Genomic DNA, 23,207 nt, shown 5'->3' with positions numbered 1-23,207 from the left:
ATTTGTCAGGATTTTAAGTATGTTAATTTCGAATCTTATTATGAAACCCAGTCAAAAGCTTCTATAATTTCTTTATACACTACTTCACCTTCAGAAATGTTTAATCCCTTTTGTAAACCTGGGTCAGAAGCCAAAGCTTTTTTCCATCCCATGTTTGCAATTTTAACTGCATAACTAGTGGTAACATTAGTAAGTGCCAAAGTAGAGGTGTAAGGTACTGCTCCTGGCATGTTAGCTACAGAATAATGTACAATATCATCAATAATATAAATAGGATCCTCGTGGGTAGTAGGTCTTGTGGTTTCAACACAACCACCTTGATCCACAGCAACATCTACGATTACAGCACCAGATTTCATGGTCTTAAGCATGTCTCTCGTAATTAAATTAGGTGCTTTTTTACCTTTTAGTAAAACACCTCCAATAATTAAATCATGCGTTTGCACATGCTCTCTAATATTATACTCGTTTGAGAATAATGTAGTACAGTTAGAAGGTAAAACATCATTTGCATAACGCAAACGTTTCATATCAATATCAAGAATAGTAACCTGCGCACCTAAACCAGATGCCATTTTAGCAGCTTGCATACCAACTACCCCCGCACCAAGAATTAAAACTTTCCCTGGAGGAACACCAGGAACTCCACCTAATAAAAGTCCACGACCTTTAACAGGTTTCTCTAAATATTTTGCTCCTTGTTGAATAGACATTCTACCAGCTACCTCAGACATAGGCGTTAATAAAGGTAAACCACCGTCTCTATCTTCTACAGTTTCATATGCAATACAAATTGAGCCACTCTCTATCATTGCTTTAGTTAAAGGCTCGCTTGATGCAAAATGGAAATAGGTAAATACAATTTGTCCTTTTTTAATAAGACTATACTCTTTTTCTATAGGCTCTTTTACCTTAACAATCATATCAGCAACCGCGTATACCTCCTCAATTGTTTTTAAAATAACAGCACCTGCATTTTCATAGGCCTCATCTAAAAAACCACTATTTTCACCTGCCGATGATTGCACAAATACTTCGTGATTATTTTTAATAAGTTCAAACACTCCACCTGGAGTCATACCTACACGACTCTCGTTATTTTTAATTTCTTTTGGAATACCTACTTTCATTTGCTTAATGTATTAATACTTTTAGTTAAAATAAAACTTGCCGTATAAATAAAAATCTGTAATACAGACATTTACGGCTTATTTCGATAGGAATAAAAACTAAAAAAGACAATGGCTAGGTAAGTTATTTTTTGAAAAATAAATTATTTCACCAATGTCAATTTTAATTATAATTAGTCGCATCAAATTTGCTACAAATAGTTTTAATAAAAAAACAAAAACCTCACAAATTGTTATAGATTGACTAAAATTCAGACTTTTAACAATTACACATACTTTGTTTTGTATAAATAATAAAATTGATGCTTTAAATTCAGATTATAACAGAAAGTCTTAAATTATTAGCAATAGAAATATAGATTTTTAGAGGGAAAACATCCCAATCTACCGCTATCTTAGCGATAGATTGAAATATTCTATTTGTTAACCTACAATATTGATAATTTTTCCAGGAACTATTATCACTTTTTTAGGTGCTCTACCCGCTAATTGCTCTATTGTTTTTTCGTGAGACATTACTGCCTCTTCAATTTGATCTTTAGAAAAATCCATTGGAAGTTCTAATTTAAAACGCATTTTTCCATTAAAAGAAACTGGATATTCTTTGCTACTTTCTACTAAATGCGATGCATCAAACTTTGGAAAAGGGGCTGTCGAAATAGATTCTGAATGCCCTAATTTATTCCATAGTTCTTCTGCTATATGTGGTGCATAAGGCGAAACTAAAATTATTAATTGCTCCAATATGCTTCTACTGGTACATTTTTGAGCTGAAAGTTCATTTACTGCAATCATAAAAGTCGATACCGAAGTGTTGAACGAGAAATTCTCAATATCTTCTTCTACTTTTTTAATGGTTTTATGCAAGGTTTTTAAAGCCTCCCCCGACCCCTCCAAAGGAGGGGAGTTAGTAACATAAAATGCTCCATTTTCTCCAGTGTGATATAATTTCCATAATTTTTTAAGGAAACCATGTGTTCCTGTAATACCAGCCGTATTCCAAGGTTTGGACTGCTCCAAAGGCCCTAAAAACATCTCGTATAAACGTAAACTATCTGCTCCATATTCTTCACAAATACTATCAGGACTCACCACATTGTATTTAGATTTAGACATTTTTTCAACCTCGCGGCCGACAATGTATTCATTCTCAGAAACAAATTCTAAATCAGAGTACTTTATGTCATTTAATAATAATTCTTTATCTAAAACATTTGACGCATCAATGAAATTAACATCAACATGAAGAGGAGTTAAAGCAGATAAACTTTTATCCCATTCAACATCAATATTTCCAACTTCTTTGAATCTAGAAAGCTCTTTTTCTACAACGCTTAACATTAAATCATCAAAATCTCCTTTTACAGCTTTGTCAAATGAATATTTCGGGACAATATATCTTTGAAGTTTTACTACCCCCTTATTTTCATCTATATTTTTAACCCCTACACCAAAACCATAAACAAAAGCACTCGTACCCGTAATCATCCCTTGGTTGATCAGTTTTTTAGCAAACTCGTTTTTAGGCACAACACCTTTATCAAACAAGAATTTTTGCCAAAAACGCGCGTATAATAAGTGCCCTGTAGCGTGCTCGCTACCACCAATGTATAAATCTACATCTTGCCAATAGTCTATCGCTGTTTTTGAGAATATTTCATTCTCATTATTTGGGTCCATGTATCGGTTAAAGTAGAAACTACTTCCCGCCCAACCTGGCATGGTATTTAATTCTAAAGGCCACACGGTGGTGTTATTTATCTTACTGTTATCTACAACGCTGTTAGAAACCGTGTCCCAAGCCCAAACGGTAGCATTCCCTAATGGTGGCTCGCCTGTTTCGGTTGGCAAGTATTTTTCAACTTCAGGTAATGCAATAGGTAAATGCTTAGCATCTATCATTTGTGGCATTCCATCAACATAATATACCGGGAACGGCTCACCCCAATAACGTTGACGGCTAAAAACAGCATCACGCAAACGGTAGTTGATTTTCCCCTTCCCTTGTCCTATTTTTTCCAGTTCGTAAATGGCTAATTTCATCGCTTTCTTATAAGGCAAGCCATTTAAGAAATCAGAATTTGTAATTATCGTTTTTTCTTTATCAGCAAATGCTTCTTCAGAAATATCTACACCTTCAAAAATATTAGGAATTGGAATGTTAAAATGCTTCGCAAAATCATAATCGCGCTGATCGCCACAAGGCACTGCCATTACAGCTCCTGTACCATAACCTGCCAGCACATAATCGCCAATCCAGATAGGAATTGGTTCTTTCGTGAAAGGATGTTCGGCAAAAGCACCTGTAAACACCCCTGAAATAGTTTTAACGTCAGCCATACGCTCACGCTCGCTACGTTTTGCAGTAGCTTCTATATAAGCCTCAACCTCAGCTTTCTGCTCTGGAGTTGTAATTTTAGACACCAATTCATGCTCTGGCGCTAAAGTCATAAATGAAACTCCAAAAATGGTGTCGGGTCTCGTTGTAAATACATCAATAACGGCATCGTGACCCTTAACTTTGAAGACCGCTGAAGCTCCTTGACTTCTCCCAATCCAATTGGTTTGCGAATCTTTTAATGGTTGTGGCCAATCTATGGTAGCTAAATCATCTAACAAACGTTGTGCGTATGCAGAAATTCGCATACTCCACTGTGTCATTTTTTTACGAATAACAGGGTGACCACCTCGTTCTGAAACTCCATTTACGATTTCATCATTAGCCAATACCGTACCTAAAGCCGGACACCAGTTTACCTCAGTATCTGCTAAATAGGTAAGTCTGTATTGCAAAAGAATTTCTTGTTGCTTTTTTGTATCAAAAGCTTTCCACTCTTCTGCTGTAAAAGCTACAATATCTTCATCAGAAACTGCATTTACAGTTTCATTACCCTCTTTTTCAAAAATTGAAACTAAAGTAGCAATGTCTTCTGCTTTATTAGAATCGTTGTTATACCACGAATTGAACAGTTGAATAAAAATCCACTGTGTCCATTTATAATAATCAGGATTAGAAGTACGTACTTCGCGACTCCAATCAAAAGAGAAACCAATTTTATCTAATTGCTCTCTATATCTGGCAATATTGGTTTCAGTAGTTATTGCAGGATGTTGTCCAGTTTGGATGGCATATTGTTCTGCTGGCAAGCCAAAAGAATCATACCCCATTGGATGCAATACATTAAATCCCTTATGTCTCTTGTACCGCGCATAAATATCACTAGCGATATACCCTAACGGATGGCCAACATGCAAGCCTGCACCCGAAGGATAAGGAAACATATCTAACACGTAAAATTTTTCTTTATCAGAATTATTTACTGCTTTAAATGTTTGGTTTACTGCCCAATATTTCTGCCATTTGGCTTCAATCTCTGTGAAATCGTAGTTCATTATAAAAAATTGTTTAAACCCATTCGGTTCTAATGCGCTGCAAAAATAAGTTTATTATGGGAAAGGGGAAAGATTATGTTAGCTTACCTTCAACTTTCAAAAAAGAAACATCAGCGATAAAATAATTATTCTATTCACTAAAAAACATATCTCTAAAACGTGAACACTATTTGTAAAATACTTATTCTAAACTTTTTTGTTTTAGGGCTATCTATTCACTCTGGAAATGCTCAGTTAGGCTTTTGCACTGGCAATTCTGGTGATCCTATTTTTACCGAAACTTTCGGTTCAGGAACTACAGCGGGCCCTGCGTTGGCAGCAGGAATAACCACATATACTTTTACAAATGGCACTCCAAATGATGGGAGTTACACCATATCAAACAGAACAAATTTTTACAATTGGCATGATAGCGCAGATCACACCCCTAATGATACTAATGGAAAATCTTTAGTTGTAAATGCAGATTTTACACCCGGAGAGTTTTATAGGAGAACTGTAACAGGGCTATGTGAAAATACCTCATATGAATTTTCATCATGGTTAATAAATCTTCTTCCTGCCGGAAGTTGTAATGGAGGTGGTATACCTATAAATGTAAAGTTTCAAATTTGGGATGCCACTGATACTAATTTATTGGCTACTGGAGACACTGGAAACATTCCCAATAGAACATCGCCGATATGGGAACAATACGGCCTTGTTTTTCAAACCGTGCCAGGGCAAACTTCTGTAATTTTAAAAATGATTAATAACGGACCTGGTGGTTGCGGCAATGATTTAGCTATTGATGATATTGTTTTTAGAACTTGTGGTGATTATATTGATATTCAAGACAATCAGAACCGAACTAATATTGAAGCATGCCAAGTGAATGGAGCGGTTTCAACGACAATAACTGCATCGCCCGATTTTTCTATTTACGCTACCCATGCCTACCAATGGCAAGAAAGCTCGGATGGCATTAATTGGACAGATATTCCTGGTGCTACAACTCAAAACTATGCCACACCACCTCTACTAGCAACCTCTTATTATCGTGTAAAAGTAGCAGAAGATGCGGTAAATCTTGCCAATCAACTTTGCAGCACAGTATCTGAAATATTTGATATTCTTATTATTGCTCAACCTAGCAATCCTTTGAGTAATGGTGATGTACAAGCCTGCGTAAACGAAACTAAAACGGTTAGTGCAAGTGTCCCAAATTTTGCAACTATAAATTGGTATGATGCCCCAACTGGCGGAAATTTACTATCAGAAAAAAGCCTGGAGTATCATCCCACTACACCTGGCACATATTATGCCGAAGCTCGTACCCTTCTAAGAGATTGCCCATCAGCAGGTAGAACTGCGGTAACCATTCAGTTTATAGATTTACCCGTTGTTATAGATGAAAATTTAACCTTTTGCGAGAATGAAAATGCACTTTTATCTGCCAATGTGCAAAACGTAAGCTATTTATGGAATACTGGTGCAACTACTGAAACTATACTTACTACTACAGAAGGTATTTATACCGTTACAGTGACCAATAGTGCCAACTGTTCTAGCACAAAAACAATACAACTTAAACAAATAGATACTCCGAAAATAGAAGAGGTAAATTCTAATGATTACGATATTGAAATAAACTTAGCAAATGAAGTAGGTAATTTTGAATATTCTATTAATGGCATTAATTATCAGGATAGTGGACTCTTTTTAAATATAGAAGGCGGAATATACACCATATACGTAAGAGAAAAAAGCGGTTGTGGAATAGCTACATTACTTTATATTCATTTTGTAATTCCTAAATTTTTTACACCTAATGGTGATGGCACCAATGATCGTTTTGATATTGGTGGATTAGAATTCTACACTAATTTTGAAGTTAATATCTTTGACCGGTATGGTAAGCTATTAAAAAACTTTTCAAATTCTACTGTAGAATGGGATGGGACTTTTAATAATAAAAATTTACCCGCAGATGATTATTGGTATGTGATACAGGTTGATGGCACTACATATAAGGGACATTTTGCACTAAAAAGATAGGTTTTTCGCATTTTTAATGAAAATACCAACATTAAAACATAGCAAAGTGTTAAGAGGGGTTTTATATTAGATATACTTTCCTATTTTTACACAACGTTTTCATCAATTATGAGTAAATCTTTCGAACGCTATCAAAAACGTAAATTAATATCTAGCTACTTCTCGGTGGTTTTAAGTATTAGTTTAGTTCTTTTTTTATTAGGTGTTTTAGGGCTATTGGTCTTAAATACCAAAAAAATGGCAGATCATTTTAAAGAACAAATAACCATTTCTGTATTCCTTAAGGATAATGCCAAACAGGTTGAAGTAGATCAACTTCAAAAAAGTTTGGCGATGGCCGAATACACCAAATCTGCAACTTATGTATCTAAGGAAGAAGCTGCAGAGAAACATAGCGAAGACATTGGTGAAAATTTTCAAGATTTTTTAGGCTATAATCCTTTGAAAAATTCCATAGATGTGCAATTAAATGCAGATTTTGTAACTCCAGACCAATTAGAGGAAATAGCCAAAGAGATTAACTCCAAAGGTTATGTTGATGAAGTAAGTTATGACAAACCTCTAATAGGTTTATTAAATGATAATGTAAAGAAAATAAGTCTTTGGATTTTAGTTGCCAGTGGCGTATTTACATTTATTGCTGTGCTTTTAATCAACAGCTCCATTAGATTATCTATCTATTCTAAAAGATTTATCATTAAAACCATGCAAATGGTTGGCGCAACAAAAGTATTTATTCGCAGGCCATTTATATGGACTAATCTGAAATTAGGAGTGTTAGGATCCGTTATAGCAATGATGTGCCTTGGTGGTGTGTTGTATTATATAAATGATAACTTCCCAGAACTAGGCTTAACAGAAGATCCTATTATTCTTTTAATCCTATTTGCCAGTGTTTTTGTTTTAGGAATATTCATTTCACTTATCAGCACCTATTTTGCTACACAACGTTTTTTAAATCTAAGAACTGACGAATTATATTATTAAATTTGCGGCATGGCTAATAAAAATAACAACACAGATACAAGCTCAAAAGAATTTCTTTTTCAAAAAAAGAACTACTTATTCATGTTTATAGGTTTAGCTTTTATTGCTTTAGGTTTTATACTTATGAGTGGTGGAGGTAGTGATGACCCAAATGTATTTAACGAAGAAATTTACAATTTTAGAAGAATACGATTGGCCCCTACTTTAGTACTTATAGGTTTAGGAATAGAAATCTATGCAATTTTGTTAAACCCTAATAAGAAAAAATAACCATTGAATTTACTAGAAGCCATTATCCTTGCTATTATTGAAGGAATAACCGAATATTTGCCTGTTTCATCTACAGGCCACATGATAATTGCATCATCATTTTTTGGTATTGCACAAGAAGAATTTACCAAACTATTTACCATTGTAATCCAGTTAGGCACAATACTATCGGTTGTGGTATTATATTTTAAACGATTTTTTCAAAGTGTTGATTTTTATTTAAAGCTTTTAGTAGCTTTTATCCCAGCGGTAATCTTAGGTTTACTTTTGAGCGATGTGATTGATTCTCTTTTAGAAAACCCCATTACGGTAGCCATATCATTGGTTATTGGCGGATTTATATTACTAAAAGTAGACGATTGGTTTGGTAATTCTGAGAATACCGAAATCAGCTATTTGACGGCATTGAAAATTGGTTTTTTTCAATGTTTAGCCATGATCCCAGGTGTATCGAGAAGTGGTGCAAGTATTGTTGGCGGTATGTCTCAAAAACTTTCCAGAACTGCAGCGGCAGAATTTTCATTCTTTTTAGCCGTACCTACTATGTTGGGGGCAACCTTGAAAAAAAGTTATGACTATTATAAAGCTGGTTTTACCCTAACCGATGAACAAATTAATTTTTTAATTATAGGTAATGTGGTTGGTTTTCTTGTAGCCCTTCTTGCCATAAAAACCTTTATTGGATACTTAAGCAAACATGGCTTTAAAATGTTTGGATACTATAGAATTATCGTTGGATTAGCCATTTTGGCCATTCACTATTTTGTGCACCCTTTAACCGTTATTTAGTGACTAAAGAAGATTTTCTAGAAGGACAAACGCTTTTAATAGACAAACCATTAGGTTGGTCTTCGTTTCAGGCGGTAAATTCTATAAAATGGAGTATTCGACGCAAATTTGAACTCAAAAAAATAAAAGTAGGTCATGCAGGAACTTTAGATCCGTTAGCCACTGGTTTATTGCTAATTTGTACAGGAAAATCTACAAAGACCATTAATGAATTACAAGGTCAAGCCAAAGAATACACCGGAACAATAACTATTGGCAGCACAACCCCTTCATATGATTTAGAAACCGAGGTAAATGAAACTTTCCCTACTGACCATATTACCGAGGCATTAATTGTAGAAACAACCAAGCAATTTATTGGGGAAATAGCACAAGCACCTCCCATTTTTTCTGCACTAAAAAAGGATGGTAAACGACTTTATGAATATGCCAGAGAAGGCAAAGAAGTTGAAATTAAAAAACGACTAATAACCATCACAGCTTTCGACATTACTTCGATTCAAAATAATATAATATCATTTCGTGTAACCTGTAGCAAAGGCACCTATATACGCTCACTTGCGCACGATTTTGGATTGGCGCTAGGCTCCGGAGCACATTTATCATCACTTAGAAGAACCAAAATAGGTGATTTTAACGTAAATAATGCAATAACCACAGAAGCATTTAATAAATTGCTAAATCTAAATTCTAAAGAAAATCTTTAGAAAATTAAAGTTTTCGTTGCCGTTCAACGATTAGATAAAATAATATTCTAAAAAAGTGGTTATTAGGAATATGAATTTAAATCGAAATCAACTTTCATTATTAATAACTGTCTTTGCCATGTCAAATGTAGTGTTGATGTTATACAACATACATTTAGGCTCTAAGGAGAAAGAGGAGTATGTTATTGAGTTGGCTATGATCGAAGACATACCAGAAGAACTTTTAGAAGAAGAAGAGCAAAAAGAATTACAAGAACAACGAGCTGCTGAATCTATTAAAAGCCATATGGCTTATAACGAAACTGCAAAAGCTAGTTATGGCAATCCAGAACCATTAAAAACACTCGATGAATTAATGGAAGAAGCGGAAAGTAGTTCTGAAAGTGATAACCCTAACGAGCTATTATCTTCTGATTCTGGTGAATATGCGGCTCATTTAAAAGAGCTTAAAAAGAAACGCGACGAAGCTAAACAACTTTTAGGTGAACGCGATGCTAAAAAGGATGTACCTACTAATAATTTAGCGAAACGAAGAACTTCTATTTCTTATTCTTTAATAGAAAGAACACATTACAGTTTGCCTGTACCTATCTACACTTGTATAGAAGGTGGTAAAATTGTAATTAACATTCTAGTAGATGGCCAAGGGAATGTGGTAGAGGCAGATTTTAATAAAAATAGCTCTACAACTCAGAATGGCTGTTTAATAGATAATGCTATTGAATATGCTTTAAAGTCTAAATTTAATAGCGCCACAAAGCTAAGTCAAAAAGGCACGATAACTTATCTATTTCAAGAGAAGGCACGATAAAATATCCTCTGCTGTACTTTGCCCCTTATCTTTTGTATACCACATTTGTAGGTTTTGTTTAAACTGTGGTGTTAAAGCGCCAAATTCTTTTTTAAAATCTTGCACCATTTTCGTGGCAATGGCTGGTCTTGGACCCCAATCCGCAATTACATTATTTGTTTCTGCATCAAGAATAATTAATTTTGGTATAGATAATGTTCCGTTATATAGGAAGTGATTCATCAGGTCTAAATTCTCGTCACGCAGTACCACTTTAAAAGCTATATTCTCGTTGAAACTTGCTAATTTATTCATGACTGGCATAGTTTGAGCAGCATCTCCGCACCAACTTTCTGTAAGCACAAGCCAAGTCATTTTTTTGTCTATTTTTTTAATTTTTGCAATAACACTTTCAGAAAATTCAAGTGTTTTATCTAAACGTTGCATACGTTTATGATTAAGCATTGTATACTTTGCCAAATCACCATTTTGCACTTCTCCAGTAGATTTACTATTTGCTACAAGATTGGCAACTAAATTTCTATAGTCACCATAGGTCATAGATTTAAATAAACTGTTTTTAATGGCTAGGGCAATTTCATCTGTATTTTTAGTAACTTCAATAGTATTCATGCTGTTTTATTTAGAACAAAAATAATGGCTCAATTCTACTTAAAAACTGAGTTTCATCATGTTTGTAGAAAATATGCTAGAAAACTTACAGATGGCGCTTTTTAATCATTCCTCCTCTGGTATCATTGATTTTTCCCATAACAACAAAAGCGTTGGGATCAATTTTATTGATTTCAATATTAAGTTTACGTATTTCGAGGCGTGTAATTACAGTATAAATAACATCATATTCGTTATGTAATCCCTTTTTTCCAAAACCACCTTTTGCTTTGTAAATTGTTAGCCCTCTTCCCAATTTTTCGATAATCATTTGTCTAATTTGTTCATTAGAGTCTGAAATTATAGTAACGCCTGTATACTCTTCAATACCTTCAATTGCAAAATCTAATGTTTTAGAAGCCGCCAAATAAGTCAACATTGAATATAATGCAGTTTCTATTGATAGCATTATTGCTGCGGCAATAAAAACCAAAATATTAATTAATATTATAATATCGCCTATAGTAGTTCCAAGTTTTCTACTTAAAAAAATAGCTAACACTTCAGTGCCATCTAATACACTACCTCCTCTAACGGATAAGCCAATGCCTGCGCCTAAAAAAAATCCTCCGAAAACAGCGACTAAAAGTTTGTCTTGCGTTATTTCAGGAAAATGAATAGTTGATAAAACTATAGCAAGTCCTAATATTGCTAAGGCCGTCTTTAGGGCAAAGTATTTTCCAATTACCTTATATCCTAAAAAAACAAAAGGAATATTTATAATAATTATAATTAGGTATAAGGGAATATTAGTGGTTTCTGCAATAAGTAATGAAATACCCGTCGCACCACCATCTATAAAACTATTTGGAAATAAAAAACTCTCCAGACCAAAAGCTGCCGCAAAAATACCGGAGACAATGAAAAATAAATCTTTTAATATCAGTTTATAGTCTATTCCCTGCATTTCATATTCATTTTAGCGCAAATTTCATTTACCTATTATAGATTCTCTGGATTTACAGCTAAGCTATTAAATAATTTGGCCTTTGTTGTTAAGAATTTATTCTGTACCAGATTTTGTTTCAATTTTGATTCAATTAATTTATTTTCTCTAGAATTGATTAAAAACAATGAACTCTCTCCAAAACTAAACTTACGCTCCTCTGCTATTAAAAGTGTTTCGTAATTCTGTACCATATCATTAATTAGAACGTTTTGTTTTTCAAAGGAATCTAACTCGCGATAAAGGCTAACAATTTTATTCTTAATTTCAATTTGTGCATTATCAATTTCATATTGCGCATCTTGCAACTTAAATTTAGCCAATTTTAAGTCTCCCCTTTCTTTGCGTAAAAACAAAGGTAATTGCACACTAATACCCCCTTTGTAATAGTCGGTTTGTATTGAATTTATTAATTCTGGAGTTTCTGTTAAAAAGTTATATTCTAAGGCTATTTTTGGCAATAATTTATTAGCCTTTAAATTTTTATCTACCCGCAATCCTTGAAATTTATAATTAAGAGATTTTAATTTAGGATGATTTTCAATAGTGAAACTATCTAAAGGTATCCCTTCTATTTCTAATGTAGCATCAATTTCTTGTTGCACATTTATATCAGGAATCATATGGTCTTGTAATTCTATTGGAATATTACCATTAAGCCATAAGAAGTTAGATAATTCTAATTTTTTTTGCATTAAAAGCACTTTTGCTTGCTCTAAATTAAGAGCTCTATCTTGTACAGTAATTGTAGCTTCTACAGTATCAATAGCAGCTATTTGACCTGTATAGGCACTTGTTTTTATACCTTCAAGGCGAATTTCTGCATTGCTTAAAAAATCATCAAAGATTTTACTATCATTATAAGCCTGTAACCAATCAAAATACGCTTTTGTAGCTTCAAATAGTATTTGATTCACCAAAATATCTCGGTCTACTTTAGATTGGTCTCTAAAATATTTGGCCTTCTTTAACGTGGCCATTCTATCATTTATCCAAAGTCCTTGGCCTAATGCCATGCTAATTCCAGCATTAAACAAACCATCTTCTGGCACTGTAGCTTCAGGGTTTAAATAAACTCCTTCATTTTGTTCAAATGCTGCCTTAAGGTCAATACCGTACCAGGTAGGAATTTTGAATGTTGCATTTAGTTTGTCGTAATATTCCGTTCCTTTAAATTGCTTGGTATTATAATCTACTTCGATTTTAGGATCGAAACCACCTCTAGACTTTAGAAGATTAGCCTGACCTACTTCCAATGTTAATTCTGCCTGTTTGGCAATAGGATGGTATTTTTTAACATAACCCAAATACTCCTTAAAATTTAATACCGAAGCATCTAATTCTTGTGCATTAAGGGCAAAACTAAAAAATAGGAAACCACAAAAAAGAAAATTCTTCATTACTTTTTATCCTTATTTATTGTTGTCTCAGGTTGATAATAATTAGGTGGGAAACCATTTAACTGTCTCCAAAGCTCATACCAAATAGGCACATCTTCTAAAAGTGCAATTGCATTTGCTCCAGAACCTACTCGCAATTGTTCTGGCCAAGGTTTATCATCAGGATCCTGTGCTAATAAAACTCTATATTTTCCATTAGGACTTATAAAGGTTTCAATAGCAATTATTACTCCACTATACGTTCCATAAGATGCGTTTGGCCATCCACTAAAAACAATAGCAGGCCAACCATCAAACTGGATTCTAGCTTTTTCACCTTTATGCATTAGTGGTAAGTCTAGTGGCGTAATATAAATTTCCACTGCCTTATCATAGGTTTCAGGCATAATTCCCACGAGTTTGTCGCCTTCTTTAAAAGTTTCTCCAATACCCGCCTGCAACACTTTATTTACATATCCGCTTTGTGGTGCTTTTATATAGTACATGCTATTACGCATTTCGTAATTGGTATACTGATTTTCTAATTTTGTTACCTGCGCACGTGAATCATATTGTCCTGATTGCGCCGTATACATATCGCTTTGTGCTTTAGAAATTTTATCGGTATATTCTGCCTGAATTCTATTAATTTCCATAGTAGCATTCAGAATGTCATTTCTACTGGTGAGTAATTTATTCTCTTGCGCTATTAATTTGGCTTGGGTTTCTTGCAGTTTTAGTCTTTTTTCTTCAACATCAGTAACCGCCTTTAAACCTTCTTCTTGCAATTGTTCTGTACGCTTAAACTGGCGTTCCGCAATATCTAAATTGGTTTTGGATGCTATATAATCTATACTATCACTTTTTACCTTAAGTTTAGATTGAAGCAATTTATTTTTTGCTTGTTCCAACTTTAGAGTTCGTTCCGTTGCCAAAGCAGCGATCTGATTATTTAGCGCTTTTACTTTGCCTTCATAGGAAACAACAGACATTTCTTTGGCTTGTATTTGATCACCTGTACGCTCCACTAATTTAGGATCAAAATACTCGTTTTTTATATCTGATATGAAAAGAATGGTATCGCCTTTGTTAACAAAATCTCCTTCTTGCACATACCATTTTTCTATTCTACCAGGTATAGGTGACTGTATTGTTTGCGGACGCTGATCAGGTTTTAATGTGGTTAAAGCACCCTTTCCACGCACATTCTGAGTCCACGGTAAGAATAATACAACAATGAAAAATATGGCCGACCCCATTAAGAATCCATTAAAATATTTGTAGTGTCTTTTATGAAACACACGTTGCGTAGATTTGTAAACAGATAAGTCTACTTTTTTATTCAACACATTATTCGAAATATTTAGCATAACTAGTCTTATTTTTTACTAACAATTTTCCCATCTTCTAGGGTTATTATGTGATCTACTCTTTTTAGCCATTTTTCATCATGACTAACAATAAGTACAGACCATGGATTTGTTTTTTCTACAAGAAAATCCATTATTTCCAAAGCTTCTATTTCATCCAATTGATCTAATGGTTCTTTTAAAATTAAAAGTTTTGGTTTGCGGACTATTGCTCTTGCAAGTACAATTTTCTTCGCTACATTAAAAGGTATTTGTTGCCCTTCAGGAAATAACATGGTATGTATTCCTTTGGGTTGTTGCTTTACGAATTTTGTTAATCGTACTTTTTCTATAGCCCAGTATAAATCTTTCTCAGAAATTGTTGAATCTCCAAAAGTGATGTTATTTAATATGGTTCCTTCAAACGGACTCTCCTCAGTTAAAGATTGTCCGATGAATGATCTATAATGGTTTGGATAAATATTTTCTAGCGATACATTATTAATATATATTGTACCCTGAGATGGTGCCACTAAGCCAGATATAAGTCGCAATAAAGTAGTTTTACCCGAGCCATTTGTACCCATAATTAATGTGGTTGACTTAGGCGAAATGGTTAATGAAATATCATCTAATACTTTAATTTTGGCTCCTTGAGGCTTATAACTAACTGCTGATACCTCTACGGTTAAATCCATCGCATCGTTCAGTGGCGTTTCTCCGTCTTGAGGCTCCAGTTCCTTATCTACAACTTGACCTAATTTTTCAAGCGAGGTTAGTAAATCATAAACTGTTTCCAACCCACGAATTAATTTTTCAACAGAGGTTATCACTAAAAGAATTATAATTTCTGCAGCCACAAACTGCCCAATATTCATCTCTTGATTTAACACCAACAATCCGCCTATAACTAATAGCCCCGCAGTAACCAGCACCTTGAAACCAATCATTTGAATAAATTGTATCACCAAGATTCTAAAATGACTTTCTCTTGCCTCTAAATATTCTGCAACGAGCAAATCGTTTTTATTCAAAGCATGACTTGTTTTACCGGACAATTTAAAACTTACAAGTGCACGAGCCACCTCTTGAATCCAGTGGGCAACTTTATATTTGTATTTAGACTCCTGCAAGCTAGTTTCTAATCCTCGTCTAGCCGTAAACTTAAAAACCACATAAATTAAAAGCAGTAGCATTATTCCATATACGATAAAAAAGGGATGGTAAAATGATAGTAATAATAGACCGAAAATTATTTGCAAAAGTGCCGCAGGAAAATCTAATAACGCCTTCGACAACGATTTTTGAACATTAAGGGTGTCAAAAAATCGATTGGCCAACTCAGGAGGATAATAATCCCGCAATTCACTCATTTTAATTTTTGGAAATCGGTAGGCAAATTCAAAAGAAGCTCTAGTGAATATTTTTTGCTGTACATTCTCTATAATCCTTATTTGCATTAATTGCAAAAGACCTCCAAATGCCACTCCACCTGTAACTAAAACCACAAGAATTATCCAAGAAGAACTTATTTGAGCTCCTTGTATTAAATTTATTATAGCCTGTATTCCTAAGGGCAAAGTTAAATTTACAAACCCGGCAAATATGGCATAATAAAAGGTTTGTAAAATATCGCGTTTATCTAATTTTAACAAGCCTATTAGGCGTTGCCATGCGGTAAGAACGTTTTTAGCCATTATTTTTTAGTTTGTATGGTATTCAACACTAATTCTGTATAATAAATAGTTGGTGTTTTGTCATCATGACAATCTGTAAGTGTGGGAAAATGTTCTTTCAAGAAAAATTGATGTAATGAACCTTCCAAAACGGTACTTGCTAAACTTGAAGCAAACCTATACTCTTCGTTAACAGCTTTTATCATTTCTGATATTCGTGATACTAATCGTTTATAAATAATGAAGTAGCCATTCTTGTTCTCCTCGTCTACCTCTTTGGTTAAATACGACTTAGAGTACTCATTAATCACAATTTTACTTAAAAGTACTTCATTAATATGTGAAAAATGCGAATCCTCTTCTATTGTTTTTGTAATAACTCCAATAGCCTTGGTTATTTTTTCTTTAGGATCACTAATGCTATTTGTTGAAAAAACTAATTGATATTCTAACCACCCCCAATACCACGAAGCCAAGTATAACAACAGTTTATGTTTGTTTTCGAAATAACGGTAAATAGAACTTTCGTTAGACCCAATAGTATCACCTAATTTTTTAAAAGTAAACTTATCAAAGCCTATTTCATCAATCATTAAAATACTATGCTGAATTATCTTTTTGCCTAAATCCGAAGACTCCGGATCCTTAAGATATATGTTGTCGTTAATAATAATTTTTACTGTTTGTAATAGCCTATCCATTTTTTACATTTTTAAACATCGCATGCAAATATAATAGTATTACTATTATACTCTAATAGTTTAACAAATTTTAACGAAAGTATAACTATTCAATATCCGTAATTTATATATCTTCGACATCGTGAACTATAAATATTTTAAATTATGAAACATTTATTTATTTTTTTGTTAGTCGCATTTTCGTCGGCAATTACTTATGGCCAAGACAATGCAAACGAGGTAAAAATTGGTGATATGTTTTTAATATCAGAAACCCATGGTGATCATTACAATCACATAAAATTTCCAAGAAAAAATCATATTTTTAAAAGAGGAGCAATCGCAGACTTTAAACGTCTAAATGGGCTTAAACTTGTTGTTACTAGCATAACAACAGACTCTAACTATAAAACAATGGTTACTTTAAAAAGGCATGACGGCAAACCATTCTTTAGATTTTTCCCTTCAGTTGAAGCTCATTTAGAGAAAGCATTAGAAGCAAAAGAGCTTTTGACAATTTCTAAATCGTCATAATCAAAGTAGCATCTAATGTAGCCGAAGAAGTAAAATTTTAACTATTTTCGGTTAAATTTAATTTAGATGGAAAAACAACGATGTGGCTGGTGTAAAGGAGATGCTTTATACGAAACCTATCATGATCAAGAATGGGGAGTACCTCTTAAAGATGATGATAAATTATTTGAATTTTTGATTCTAGAAACCTTTCAGGCTGGACTTAGTTGGATTACTATTCTACGCAAGAGAGAAAATTTTAAAAAAGCATTTGACCAATTTAATTATCATAAAATTGCCACTTACGGCGAGGATAAAATTCAAGAATTACTGCAGGACGAAGGAATTATTAGAAACAAACTAAAAGTGCGTGCTACCGTAACCAATGCTCAAGAATTTATAAAAATTCAAAAAGAATTTGGAAGTTTTAGTGACTATATATGGGCTTATGTAAATCATAAGCCCATTAAAAATAAAGTTACAAATTACAAAGATGCTCCTGGTAACACACCGCATTCAGACACCATTAGCAAAGATTTAAAAAAAAGAGGATTTAAATTTGTAGGAAGCACAGTTATCTATGCACACATGCAAGCTACTGGAATGGTAAATGATCACGAATTAAATTGTTTTAGATATCATGAAGTTTAATTTTATTTTGCCATTCTTATTTTTTGGGGTATTTACTATTTCTGCTCAGGTAAAATACGAGCGCGAATTCCGTATTAAAAAATCCGATTTTCCCAGTAAAGCTTTTGAACTAATTGAAAGCAAACTAACAAATGCCAAACGCATAAAATATTATAAAGAAATAGATAGTGCTACGACTAGTTTTGAAGCTAAATTTAAAAAAGATCGTTTATGGTATAGCATAGAATTTTCTGAAGATGGTAATTTAGAAGACATTGAAATTACTATTAAAGCCATTGATTTGCCTAATGATAGTTACGAGAATATTCAGTTGTATTTAACAAGTAATTTTTCATCTTATAAAATTCGGAAAATACAACAGCAATATGTTGTAGAAAATTCTGTGGATGCAACCTTAAAAAATGCCTTCCAAAACTTAATGATACCTTCACTGAACTACGAATTAATTGTTGATGGAAAAAAGAATAAATCCTATCAAGAATTTGAAATACTATTTAACGCGGAAGGCGATTTTGTGAGCAGTAGAAAATCGCTTCCACCAAATTATGACCATGTGCTTTATTAGAAAACTACTGGTTATAATTACCTTTTTCTTTACTATAACCCTATTGGCTCAAAAGAATCTTATTGGCTATTTTGAACCTTCTGTGGCATTAAATTACGAAGCAGCTACTAACTACTTACATAATTTTTCTATCTCTAATAGAAACTATATCTATAACGAAGAAGCCTATTTATTTAAAACCAGACAAATAGATCTAAGTCATTTTTCTGAACTAAAAATAAGCAGCAATAAAAGTATTTCTCTAGGAATTCAATACCGTTTTAGATCCAATTTTGAACCAGATAAGACCAACGAACTTAGATTTATTCAACAATATAATTTTACAAGCAAACCAAACAAAATTCGCTTTGGACATAGATTTAGAAGCGAACAGCGATTACAACCTTCTCAAACTGTTTTTAGATTCAGGTATAGATTTGCTGTGGATTTACCATTGCAAGGAGATAAATTAGATATCGGTGAAGCATATTTAATATCTTCAACTGAGAGTTTACTCAGCGTAGCTAAAGCAAATACGCCAAGTTATGACCAGCGTTTTTCCACTCAGATAGGTTATAAATTAAGTGAGGTTTCTAAGTTGCAAATAGGACTCGAGTATAGATTAGAAGATTACACCAACCAATTGGAGCATGTATTGTTTTTAAATTCTTCTTTAATCTTTTCGCTTTAAAATAGTCATAAACTCACATCTAGAAATTTCTACGGCACCTAAACTTTCTAAATGTTCGGTATATACTTGGCAATCTATTAGTTTGTAGTTTTTAGCTGATAACTCCTTAGCTAAATTAATAAAGGCAAATTTTGAAGCATTACTAACCAAACTAAACATGCTTTCTCCGCAAAAAACATGTCCCAAATCTACACCATATAAACCCCCTACGATAGCGTTATTCTCCCAAACCTCATAGGAATGAGCTAATCCTTTTTCGTGTAGTTTCAAATACGCTTTTTTCATATCTGCTGTAATCCAAGTGCCCTCTTGACCTGCTCTTTTTATTTTAGAGCAGCACTCTAGAACAAATTCAAAATTGGCATTCTTTGTAAGCGTAAATCTATTTCCGTTAAGTATTTTACGCATGCTTTTAGAAATTTTGACAGCATCTGGAAACAATACCATTCTGGGGTCAGGACTCCACCATAAAATTAACTCGCCCTCATTAAACCAAGGAAAAATACCACTTTCATAGGCAAGCATTAAACGTTCAGAAGATAAATCTCCTCCCACTGCCAACAAGCCTTCTGTATTTGCACTTTCTACTGAAGGAAAAATTAAATCATCAGAAAGAAAAATCATAGGAATACCTTAGTGTTTTATACATACAAAAAGACCTCTTTAGCAGCACTAAACAGGTCTTTTTATATACGTTCATTTGTTTAATTAAAATGGCAAATCGTCGTGATCATCTTCATTTAAATCGTCGGCTGGTTCAAAAGCATTCATTGGTGGCACTGGTGGTATTCCAGCACTCGCATTGCTTTCTGCTTGCACAGATTCAATTCTCCAACCTTGTATAGAGTTAAAATATTTAGTTTCTCCTTGTGGATTAACCCATTCTCTACCTCTTAAATTTATTCCTATTTTTACTGGTTGCCCAACACTTACATTGTTCAATAAATCGCATTTATCCTGAACAAATTCTACCATTATATGCTGTGGATACTGCTCTTCTGTAGTTACAACAATCTCTCTTTTTCTAAATCCGTTATTTCCAAAAGTTTGGGTTTCGCCAACCATTTTTACTTTACCTTGTACTTCCATTTTCTCTTAATTTGATAATAATACTTTCCAGGCGGAAAGTACGTCATTTTTATGTAAATATTCTTGTGCTCTTTTATGTAATTGTTTTTTATCGTCGGCGCTCAGTAATGCTCTTAGCTCCATGTTTGTATTTATAAACTCTGCAACTTCACTTGCAGTTGGTATTTTTTCAATATTGCCTAACATCCCTAAATCATTACCCGTAAGAATGGTACTTAAACGTATTTCTTCGGGAATAACATCAACACCTATCCCTAAACTAGAAAGTGGCTTTGGCACCTCAAAAAGTCCAGAATTAGCCCTACTGTACCAATTACCACCCATTCGTGCCACTAAATCTATCTTATGCTGATCAATACTTCCATTAGCATCCAAAATAGATTTATCTACATGAATTTTTACTACTTCAGAAAAAATCAAATTTCCAGCGCCGCCTTCTTTTCCTAAAGCTTCCACTTTAGTAACCTTACACTCAAACTGAACAGGAGATTCACCTACTCTATACGGTTTAACCACATCAGATTTCACCATAGTTAATCCTGCCTTTTTAAACTCGTTTTCACCTTCAGGATACTCCGTACTTGATAATGACATTTGTTGAACCATGGCATAATTTACCACATTAATCACCACTTCTTTAGTTTTTAAAACGTTATCAAGTGTATGCTTTGTAGTGTTATCACGAACTCTACGTGCCGGCGAAAAAATTAAAATTGGAGGATTTGAGCTAAAAACATTAAAAAAACTAAAGGGAGAAAGATTGGGCTTTCCATTTTCATTTAAAGTACTGGCAAATGCAATAGGTCTAGGACCAACAGCACCTAAAAGATAGCCGTGTAAATTAGCCGTTGTAAGTTCATTAGGCAGAACAGAAATCATTTCTCGCATAGTAATGCAAAAGTACATAAATTAGTCTCGAAAATGAAAAATAGCTCATGACAATTAGATAGAATATCTTTTGACAAAATGCGTTATATTGTAAGAATTATTAACCCAATGTTTGGATGAACTTTAATCCCGAAAAGAAAACTACTACCATAATTCTACAAGTGGCATCATTTGTAATTGTGAGTCTAATTTTATGGAATACTAATAGTTTTTTTAAAAAATTTAAAGAAGAAGAGCGCAATAAAGTAGAGATTTGGGCGAGTGCATTGGTGGAATTAGAATCGCTTCCTGAAGGTGCAGATCCAGGAAATTTACCTTTGAAAATTTTTCAAAAAAACACTTCTACGCCAATGATTCTTGTAAACCGAGATGGCGTTGTTAAAGTAAGTAATATGCCAAAAGAGGCTGCATCCGACACGGTATTGGTGCAACGCAAAATTAAGCAGTTCGAAGGAGAGAATACCCCAATAAAAATAAATCATAAAGGAGAAGAACTCGCTACACTATATTATGGGAATTCTGAAGTTTTAAATAAACTAAAATATTACCCCATTGCCTTATTACTAATTATATTTTTATTTGGCGCCGTTATATATTTCTTTTTTAAAACCAACAAATCTTCAGAACAGAATAAACTTTGGGCTGGAATGGCAAAAGAAACTGCGCATCAAATTGGTACCCCATTAACCTCATTACTTGGATGGAATGAACTGTTAAAAGCAGAAAATATTAATCCGAATATTACCAGTGAAATAGAAAAAGACATTGCACGATTAGAAACTATAACCGAAAGATTTTCTAAAATTGGATCCTTACCAATTCTTGAACCGCTGGATATTGTTGTTGAAACCAAAAATGCTTTTGATTACCTAAAACTTAGAAGCTCTAAATTAATTCTTTTTTCTTTTGATAGTAAAGTAGCTAGTTTACCGGTGTTACTCAACAAATCGTTATACCAATGGACGATTGAGAATTTAGTTAAAAATGGAATTGATGCCATGCGTGGAAAAGGAAGTATTAGCATAGAAATTTTAAAAGAAGGAAATAATGCCATAATTTTAGTATCTGACACAGGCCATGGCATTTTAAAACGCAATTTTAATACTATTTTTAACCCAGGGGTAACCTCTAAAAAAAGAGGATGGGGATTAGGCTTATCCCTAGTAAAACGAATTGTAGAAGAATACCACAAAGGAAAAATAAAAGTTCTCTCTTCTAGTAAAGAAGGAACAATCATGAAGATGTCTTTTAAATTGAATTCTTAGATTATGGCGCAGATAAAATTGGAGGTTATTAAGGAAGCAGATTTAACAAACAACTGTCCGGAATGTTTTAATCAAGGACTTGAAATATCTTTCTATCAAAAACATTCTTACGGCAAATTTGTACACAAGACCACTAAAGAAGTGAGCTCTGTAATTAAATGTAAAAAATGTTTATCCGAGATTTATCCGGTAAAATGGACACCAGATATTGAGCGTGTTTATGAATATTACCAAAAAATGGTGGTGCCTAAAAAGGCATCTGTAAAGTTTACAAAACTGGTGTATATTTTAATACTATCGGCAATTGTTTTAATTGCAATCGGTGTATTCTTATATTTAGAAAGCGGTTTGTTTTAATATAAAAGCTCCGCTTTAATACTTTCGGCAATAGCTTTAAATTCTACATCTGTAAAAGCAACTTTTTGCTGAAAGGTAGCATCTTTCATATCATTTAAAGGGATTAAATGCACATGAACATGTGGCACTTCAAGACCAATTACTGTCATTCCAACGCGCTTACATGCTACTGCTTTTTCCAAAGCTCTACCAATTTTTCTAGAAAATGCCATTAAACCTAAATAAGTTTCCTCATCTAAGTCCATAATTTTATTTACTTCTTTTTTAGGTATACAAAGGGTATGGCCTTTAGCATTAGGATTTATATCTAGAAAAGCAAAAAAATCATCGTTTTCAGCTATTTTATAACAAGGAATTTCACCACTTATAATTTTTGTAAAAATACTAGCCATACTTAATTTATT

At 33.5% G+C, this 23,207-nt stretch carries 24 protein-coding genes; 12 read left to right on the top strand and 12 right to left on the bottom strand.

What is annotated here, in order from left to right; genetic code table 11:
- Positions 1–38: 38 nt before the first annotated feature.
- The gene (gene ald / locus B8963_RS05935; RefSeq protein ID WP_084060476.1) at positions 39–1,130 is read right to left on the bottom strand and encodes an alanine dehydrogenase; all 1,092 of its coding nucleotides are present in this window, start codon (positions 1,128–1,130) and stop codon (positions 39–41) included.
- A gap of 423 nt (positions 1,131–1,553) precedes the next feature.
- Entirely contained in the window at positions 1,554–4,523 is a 2,970-nt protein-coding gene (locus B8963_RS05930) for a leucine--tRNA ligase (RefSeq protein ID WP_084060475.1), read from the bottom strand.
- Positions 4,524–4,682: 159 nt separating this feature from the next.
- Here B8963_RS05930 and B8963_RS05925 point away from each other — a divergent pair, with 159 nt between their 5' ends.
- The 6 genes from B8963_RS05925 (at position 4,683) to B8963_RS05900 (ending at position 10,124) form a co-directional block, all read left to right on the top strand.
- Positions 4,683–6,560 (top strand): T9SS type B sorting domain-containing protein, encoded by a 1,878-nt coding sequence (locus B8963_RS05925; protein WP_084060474.1) that lies wholly within the window; start codon positions 4,683–4,685, stop codon positions 6,558–6,560.
- 108 nt (positions 6,561–6,668) lie between these two features.
- Positions 6,669–7,547, top strand: coding sequence for a cell division protein FtsX (locus B8963_RS05920; protein ID WP_084060473.1), 879 nt, complete (start codon positions 6,669–6,671; stop codon positions 7,545–7,547).
- A 9-nt stretch (positions 7,548–7,556) separates the two neighbouring features.
- On the top strand, positions 7,557–7,817 hold the full coding sequence (locus B8963_RS05915; RefSeq protein ID WP_084060472.1) for a DUF3098 domain-containing protein: 261 nt from the start codon (positions 7,557–7,559) through the stop codon (positions 7,815–7,817).
- Between the two features lie 3 nt (positions 7,818–7,820).
- Positions 7,821–8,606: an undecaprenyl-diphosphate phosphatase gene (locus tag B8963_RS05910; protein ID WP_084060471.1), complete on the top strand. Its 786-nt coding sequence runs from the start codon at positions 7,821–7,823 to the stop codon at positions 8,604–8,606.
- On the top strand, positions 8,606–9,313 hold the full coding sequence (gene truB / locus B8963_RS05905; RefSeq protein ID WP_084060470.1) for a tRNA pseudouridine(55) synthase TruB: 708 nt from the start codon (positions 8,606–8,608) through the stop codon (positions 9,311–9,313). Before B8963_RS05910 ends, truB begins: the two co-directional genes overlap by 1 nt.
- A gap of 136 nt (positions 9,314–9,449) precedes the next feature.
- A complete protein-coding gene (locus B8963_RS05900; protein ID WP_317043695.1) occupies positions 9,450–10,124 on the top strand; it encodes a hypothetical protein in 675 nt (224 codons plus the stop codon).
- On the opposite strand, the gene B8963_RS05895 is transcribed toward B8963_RS05900, so the two are convergent.
- The 6 genes from B8963_RS05895 to B8963_RS05870 all read right to left on the bottom strand — a co-directional run bounded on the left by B8963_RS05895 (position 10,101) and on the right by B8963_RS05870 (position 16,826).
- Entirely contained in the window at positions 10,101–10,736 is a 636-nt protein-coding gene (locus tag B8963_RS05895; protein ID WP_084060468.1) for a thioredoxin family protein, read from the bottom strand. The two genes, B8963_RS05900 and B8963_RS05895, sit on opposite strands and share 24 nt — an antisense overlap.
- Before the next feature lie 85 nt (positions 10,737–10,821).
- Complete coding sequence (locus B8963_RS05890) at positions 10,822–11,682, bottom strand: YitT family protein (protein ID WP_084060467.1); 861 nt, start codon at positions 11,680–11,682, stop codon at positions 10,822–10,824.
- A 35-nt stretch (positions 11,683–11,717) separates the two neighbouring features.
- Positions 11,718–13,121: a TolC family protein gene (locus B8963_RS05885; protein WP_084060466.1), complete on the bottom strand. Its 1,404-nt coding sequence runs from the start codon at positions 13,119–13,121 to the stop codon at positions 11,718–11,720.
- Entirely contained in the window at positions 13,121–14,470 is a 1,350-nt protein-coding gene (locus tag B8963_RS05880) for an HlyD family secretion protein (protein ID WP_084060465.1), read from the bottom strand. The genes B8963_RS05885 and B8963_RS05880 overlap by 1 nt, the downstream gene beginning before the upstream one ends.
- Positions 14,471–14,478: 8 nt before the next feature.
- On the bottom strand, positions 14,479–16,146 hold the full coding sequence (locus B8963_RS05875) for a peptidase domain-containing ABC transporter (RefSeq protein ID WP_084060464.1): 1,668 nt from the start codon (positions 16,144–16,146) through the stop codon (positions 14,479–14,481).
- Positions 16,146–16,826, bottom strand: a complete 681-nt coding sequence (locus B8963_RS05870) for a TetR/AcrR family transcriptional regulator (RefSeq protein WP_084060463.1) — start codon at positions 16,824–16,826, stop codon at positions 16,146–16,148. The genes B8963_RS05875 and B8963_RS05870 overlap by 1 nt, the downstream gene beginning before the upstream one ends.
- 144 nt (positions 16,827–16,970) lie before the next feature.
- Here B8963_RS05870 and B8963_RS05865 point away from each other — a divergent pair, with 144 nt between their 5' ends.
- The 4 genes from B8963_RS05865 (at position 16,971) to B8963_RS05850 (ending at position 19,204) form a co-directional block, all read left to right on the top strand.
- Positions 16,971–17,339 (top strand): hypothetical protein, encoded by a 369-nt coding sequence (locus B8963_RS05865; protein WP_084060462.1) that lies wholly within the window; start codon positions 16,971–16,973, stop codon positions 17,337–17,339.
- A gap of 66 nt (positions 17,340–17,405) precedes the next feature.
- Positions 17,406–17,969 (top strand): DNA-3-methyladenine glycosylase I, encoded by a 564-nt coding sequence (locus B8963_RS05860; protein WP_084060461.1) that lies wholly within the window; start codon positions 17,406–17,408, stop codon positions 17,967–17,969.
- Positions 17,959–18,534 (top strand): hypothetical protein, encoded by a 576-nt coding sequence (locus B8963_RS05855; RefSeq protein ID WP_084060460.1) that lies wholly within the window; start codon positions 17,959–17,961, stop codon positions 18,532–18,534. The genes B8963_RS05860 and B8963_RS05855 overlap by 11 nt, the downstream gene beginning before the upstream one ends.
- A complete protein-coding gene (locus tag B8963_RS05850) occupies positions 18,521–19,204 on the top strand; it encodes a DUF2490 domain-containing protein (protein WP_234989613.1) in 684 nt (227 codons plus the stop codon). Before B8963_RS05855 ends, B8963_RS05850 begins: the two co-directional genes overlap by 14 nt.
- Here B8963_RS05850 and aat read toward each other — a convergent pair.
- The 3 genes from aat to B8963_RS05835 form a co-directional block, all read right to left on the bottom strand.
- Positions 19,187–19,828 (bottom strand): leucyl/phenylalanyl-tRNA--protein transferase, encoded by a 642-nt coding sequence (aat, locus tag B8963_RS05845; protein ID WP_084060458.1) that lies wholly within the window; start codon positions 19,826–19,828, stop codon positions 19,187–19,189. The two genes, B8963_RS05850 and aat, sit on opposite strands and share 18 nt — an antisense overlap.
- An 84-nt stretch (positions 19,829–19,912) precedes the next feature.
- Positions 19,913–20,293, bottom strand: coding sequence for a DUF3127 domain-containing protein (locus tag B8963_RS05840; protein WP_084060457.1), 381 nt, complete (start codon positions 20,291–20,293; stop codon positions 19,913–19,915).
- A 6-nt stretch (positions 20,294–20,299) separates the two neighbouring features.
- Complete coding sequence (locus B8963_RS05835; RefSeq protein WP_234989612.1) at positions 20,300–21,199, bottom strand: flavin reductase family protein; 900 nt, start codon at positions 21,197–21,199, stop codon at positions 20,300–20,302.
- A gap of 98 nt (positions 21,200–21,297) precedes the next feature.
- Here B8963_RS05835 and B8963_RS05830 point away from each other — a divergent pair, with 98 nt between their 5' ends.
- The gene (locus tag B8963_RS05830; protein ID WP_084060456.1) at positions 21,298–22,446 is read left to right on the top strand and encodes a sensor histidine kinase; all 1,149 of its coding nucleotides are present in this window, start codon (positions 21,298–21,300) and stop codon (positions 22,444–22,446) included.
- Positions 22,447–22,449: 3 nt separating this feature from the next.
- Positions 22,450–22,803 (top strand): hypothetical protein, encoded by a 354-nt coding sequence (locus B8963_RS05825; protein WP_084060455.1) that lies wholly within the window; start codon positions 22,450–22,452, stop codon positions 22,801–22,803.
- Here the strand turns inward: B8963_RS05825 and B8963_RS05820 are convergent.
- A complete protein-coding gene (locus B8963_RS05820) occupies positions 22,800–23,195 on the bottom strand; it encodes an HIT family protein (RefSeq protein WP_084060454.1) in 396 nt (131 codons plus the stop codon). The genes B8963_RS05825 and B8963_RS05820 overlap by 4 nt on opposite strands.
- Positions 23,196–23,207: the final 12 nt, after the last annotated feature.

It is taken from the genome of Cellulophaga tyrosinoxydans, from assembly GCF_900176415.1.
GTDB lineage: Bacteria > Bacteroidota > Bacteroidia > Flavobacteriales > Flavobacteriaceae > Cellulophaga > Cellulophaga tyrosinoxydans.
The sequence above is the reverse complement of the archived record's forward strand: the minus strand, read 5'-3'. Positions and strand labels throughout refer to the sequence as shown.

Bases quoted from the DNA above. Each gene is read 5' to 3' on its own strand.
- ald (WP_084060476.1), bottom strand. From the start codon at position 1,130: ATGAAAGTAGGTATTCCAAAAGAAATTAAAAATAACGAGAGTCGTGTA.
- B8963_RS05930 (WP_084060475.1), bottom strand. From the start codon at position 4,523: ATGAACTACGATTTCACAGAGATTGAAGCCAAATGGCAGAAATATTGG.
- B8963_RS05920 (WP_084060473.1), top strand. From the start codon at position 6,669: ATGAGTAAATCTTTCGAACGCTATCAAAAACGTAAATTAATATCTAGC.
- B8963_RS05915 (WP_084060472.1), top strand. From the start codon at position 7,557: ATGGCTAATAAAAATAACAACACAGATACAAGCTCAAAAGAATTTCTT.
- B8963_RS05900 (WP_317043695.1), top strand. From the start codon at position 9,450: ATGTTATACAACATACATTTAGGCTCTAAGGAGAAAGAGGAGTATGTT.
- B8963_RS05895 (WP_084060468.1), bottom strand. From the start codon at position 10,736: ATGAATACTATTGAAGTTACTAAAAATACAGATGAAATTGCCCTAGCC.
- B8963_RS05890 (WP_084060467.1), bottom strand. From the start codon at position 11,682: ATGCAGGGAATAGACTATAAACTGATATTAAAAGATTTATTTTTCATT.
- B8963_RS05885 (WP_084060466.1), bottom strand. From the start codon at position 13,121: ATGAAGAATTTTCTTTTTTGTGGTTTCCTATTTTTTAGTTTTGCCCTT.
- B8963_RS05880 (WP_084060465.1), bottom strand. From the start codon at position 14,470: ATGCTAAATATTTCGAATAATGTGTTGAATAAAAAAGTAGACTTATCT.
- B8963_RS05875 (WP_084060464.1), bottom strand. From the start codon at position 16,146: ATGGCTAAAAACGTTCTTACCGCATGGCAACGCCTAATAGGCTTGTTA.
- B8963_RS05870 (WP_084060463.1), bottom strand. From the start codon at position 16,826: ATGGATAGGCTATTACAAACAGTAAAAATTATTATTAACGACAACATA.
- B8963_RS05865 (WP_084060462.1), top strand. From the start codon at position 16,971: ATGAAACATTTATTTATTTTTTTGTTAGTCGCATTTTCGTCGGCAATT.
- B8963_RS05860 (WP_084060461.1), top strand. From the start codon at position 17,406: ATGGAAAAACAACGATGTGGCTGGTGTAAAGGAGATGCTTTATACGAA.
- B8963_RS05855 (WP_084060460.1), top strand. From the start codon at position 17,959: ATGAAGTTTAATTTTATTTTGCCATTCTTATTTTTTGGGGTATTTACT.
- B8963_RS05850 (WP_234989613.1), top strand. From the start codon at position 18,521: ATGTGCTTTATTAGAAAACTACTGGTTATAATTACCTTTTTCTTTACT.
- aat (WP_084060458.1), bottom strand. From the start codon at position 19,828: ATGATTTTTCTTTCTGATGATTTAATTTTTCCTTCAGTAGAAAGTGCA.
- B8963_RS05840 (WP_084060457.1), bottom strand. From the start codon at position 20,293: ATGGAAGTACAAGGTAAAGTAAAAATGGTTGGCGAAACCCAAACTTTT.
- B8963_RS05835 (WP_234989612.1), bottom strand. From the start codon at position 21,199: ATGTACTTTTGCATTACTATGCGAGAAATGATTTCTGTTCTGCCTAAT.
- B8963_RS05830 (WP_084060456.1), top strand. From the start codon at position 21,298: ATGAACTTTAATCCCGAAAAGAAAACTACTACCATAATTCTACAAGTG.
- B8963_RS05825 (WP_084060455.1), top strand. From the start codon at position 22,450: ATGGCGCAGATAAAATTGGAGGTTATTAAGGAAGCAGATTTAACAAAC.
- B8963_RS05820 (WP_084060454.1), bottom strand. From the start codon at position 23,195: ATGGCTAGTATTTTTACAAAAATTATAAGTGGTGAAATTCCTTGTTAT.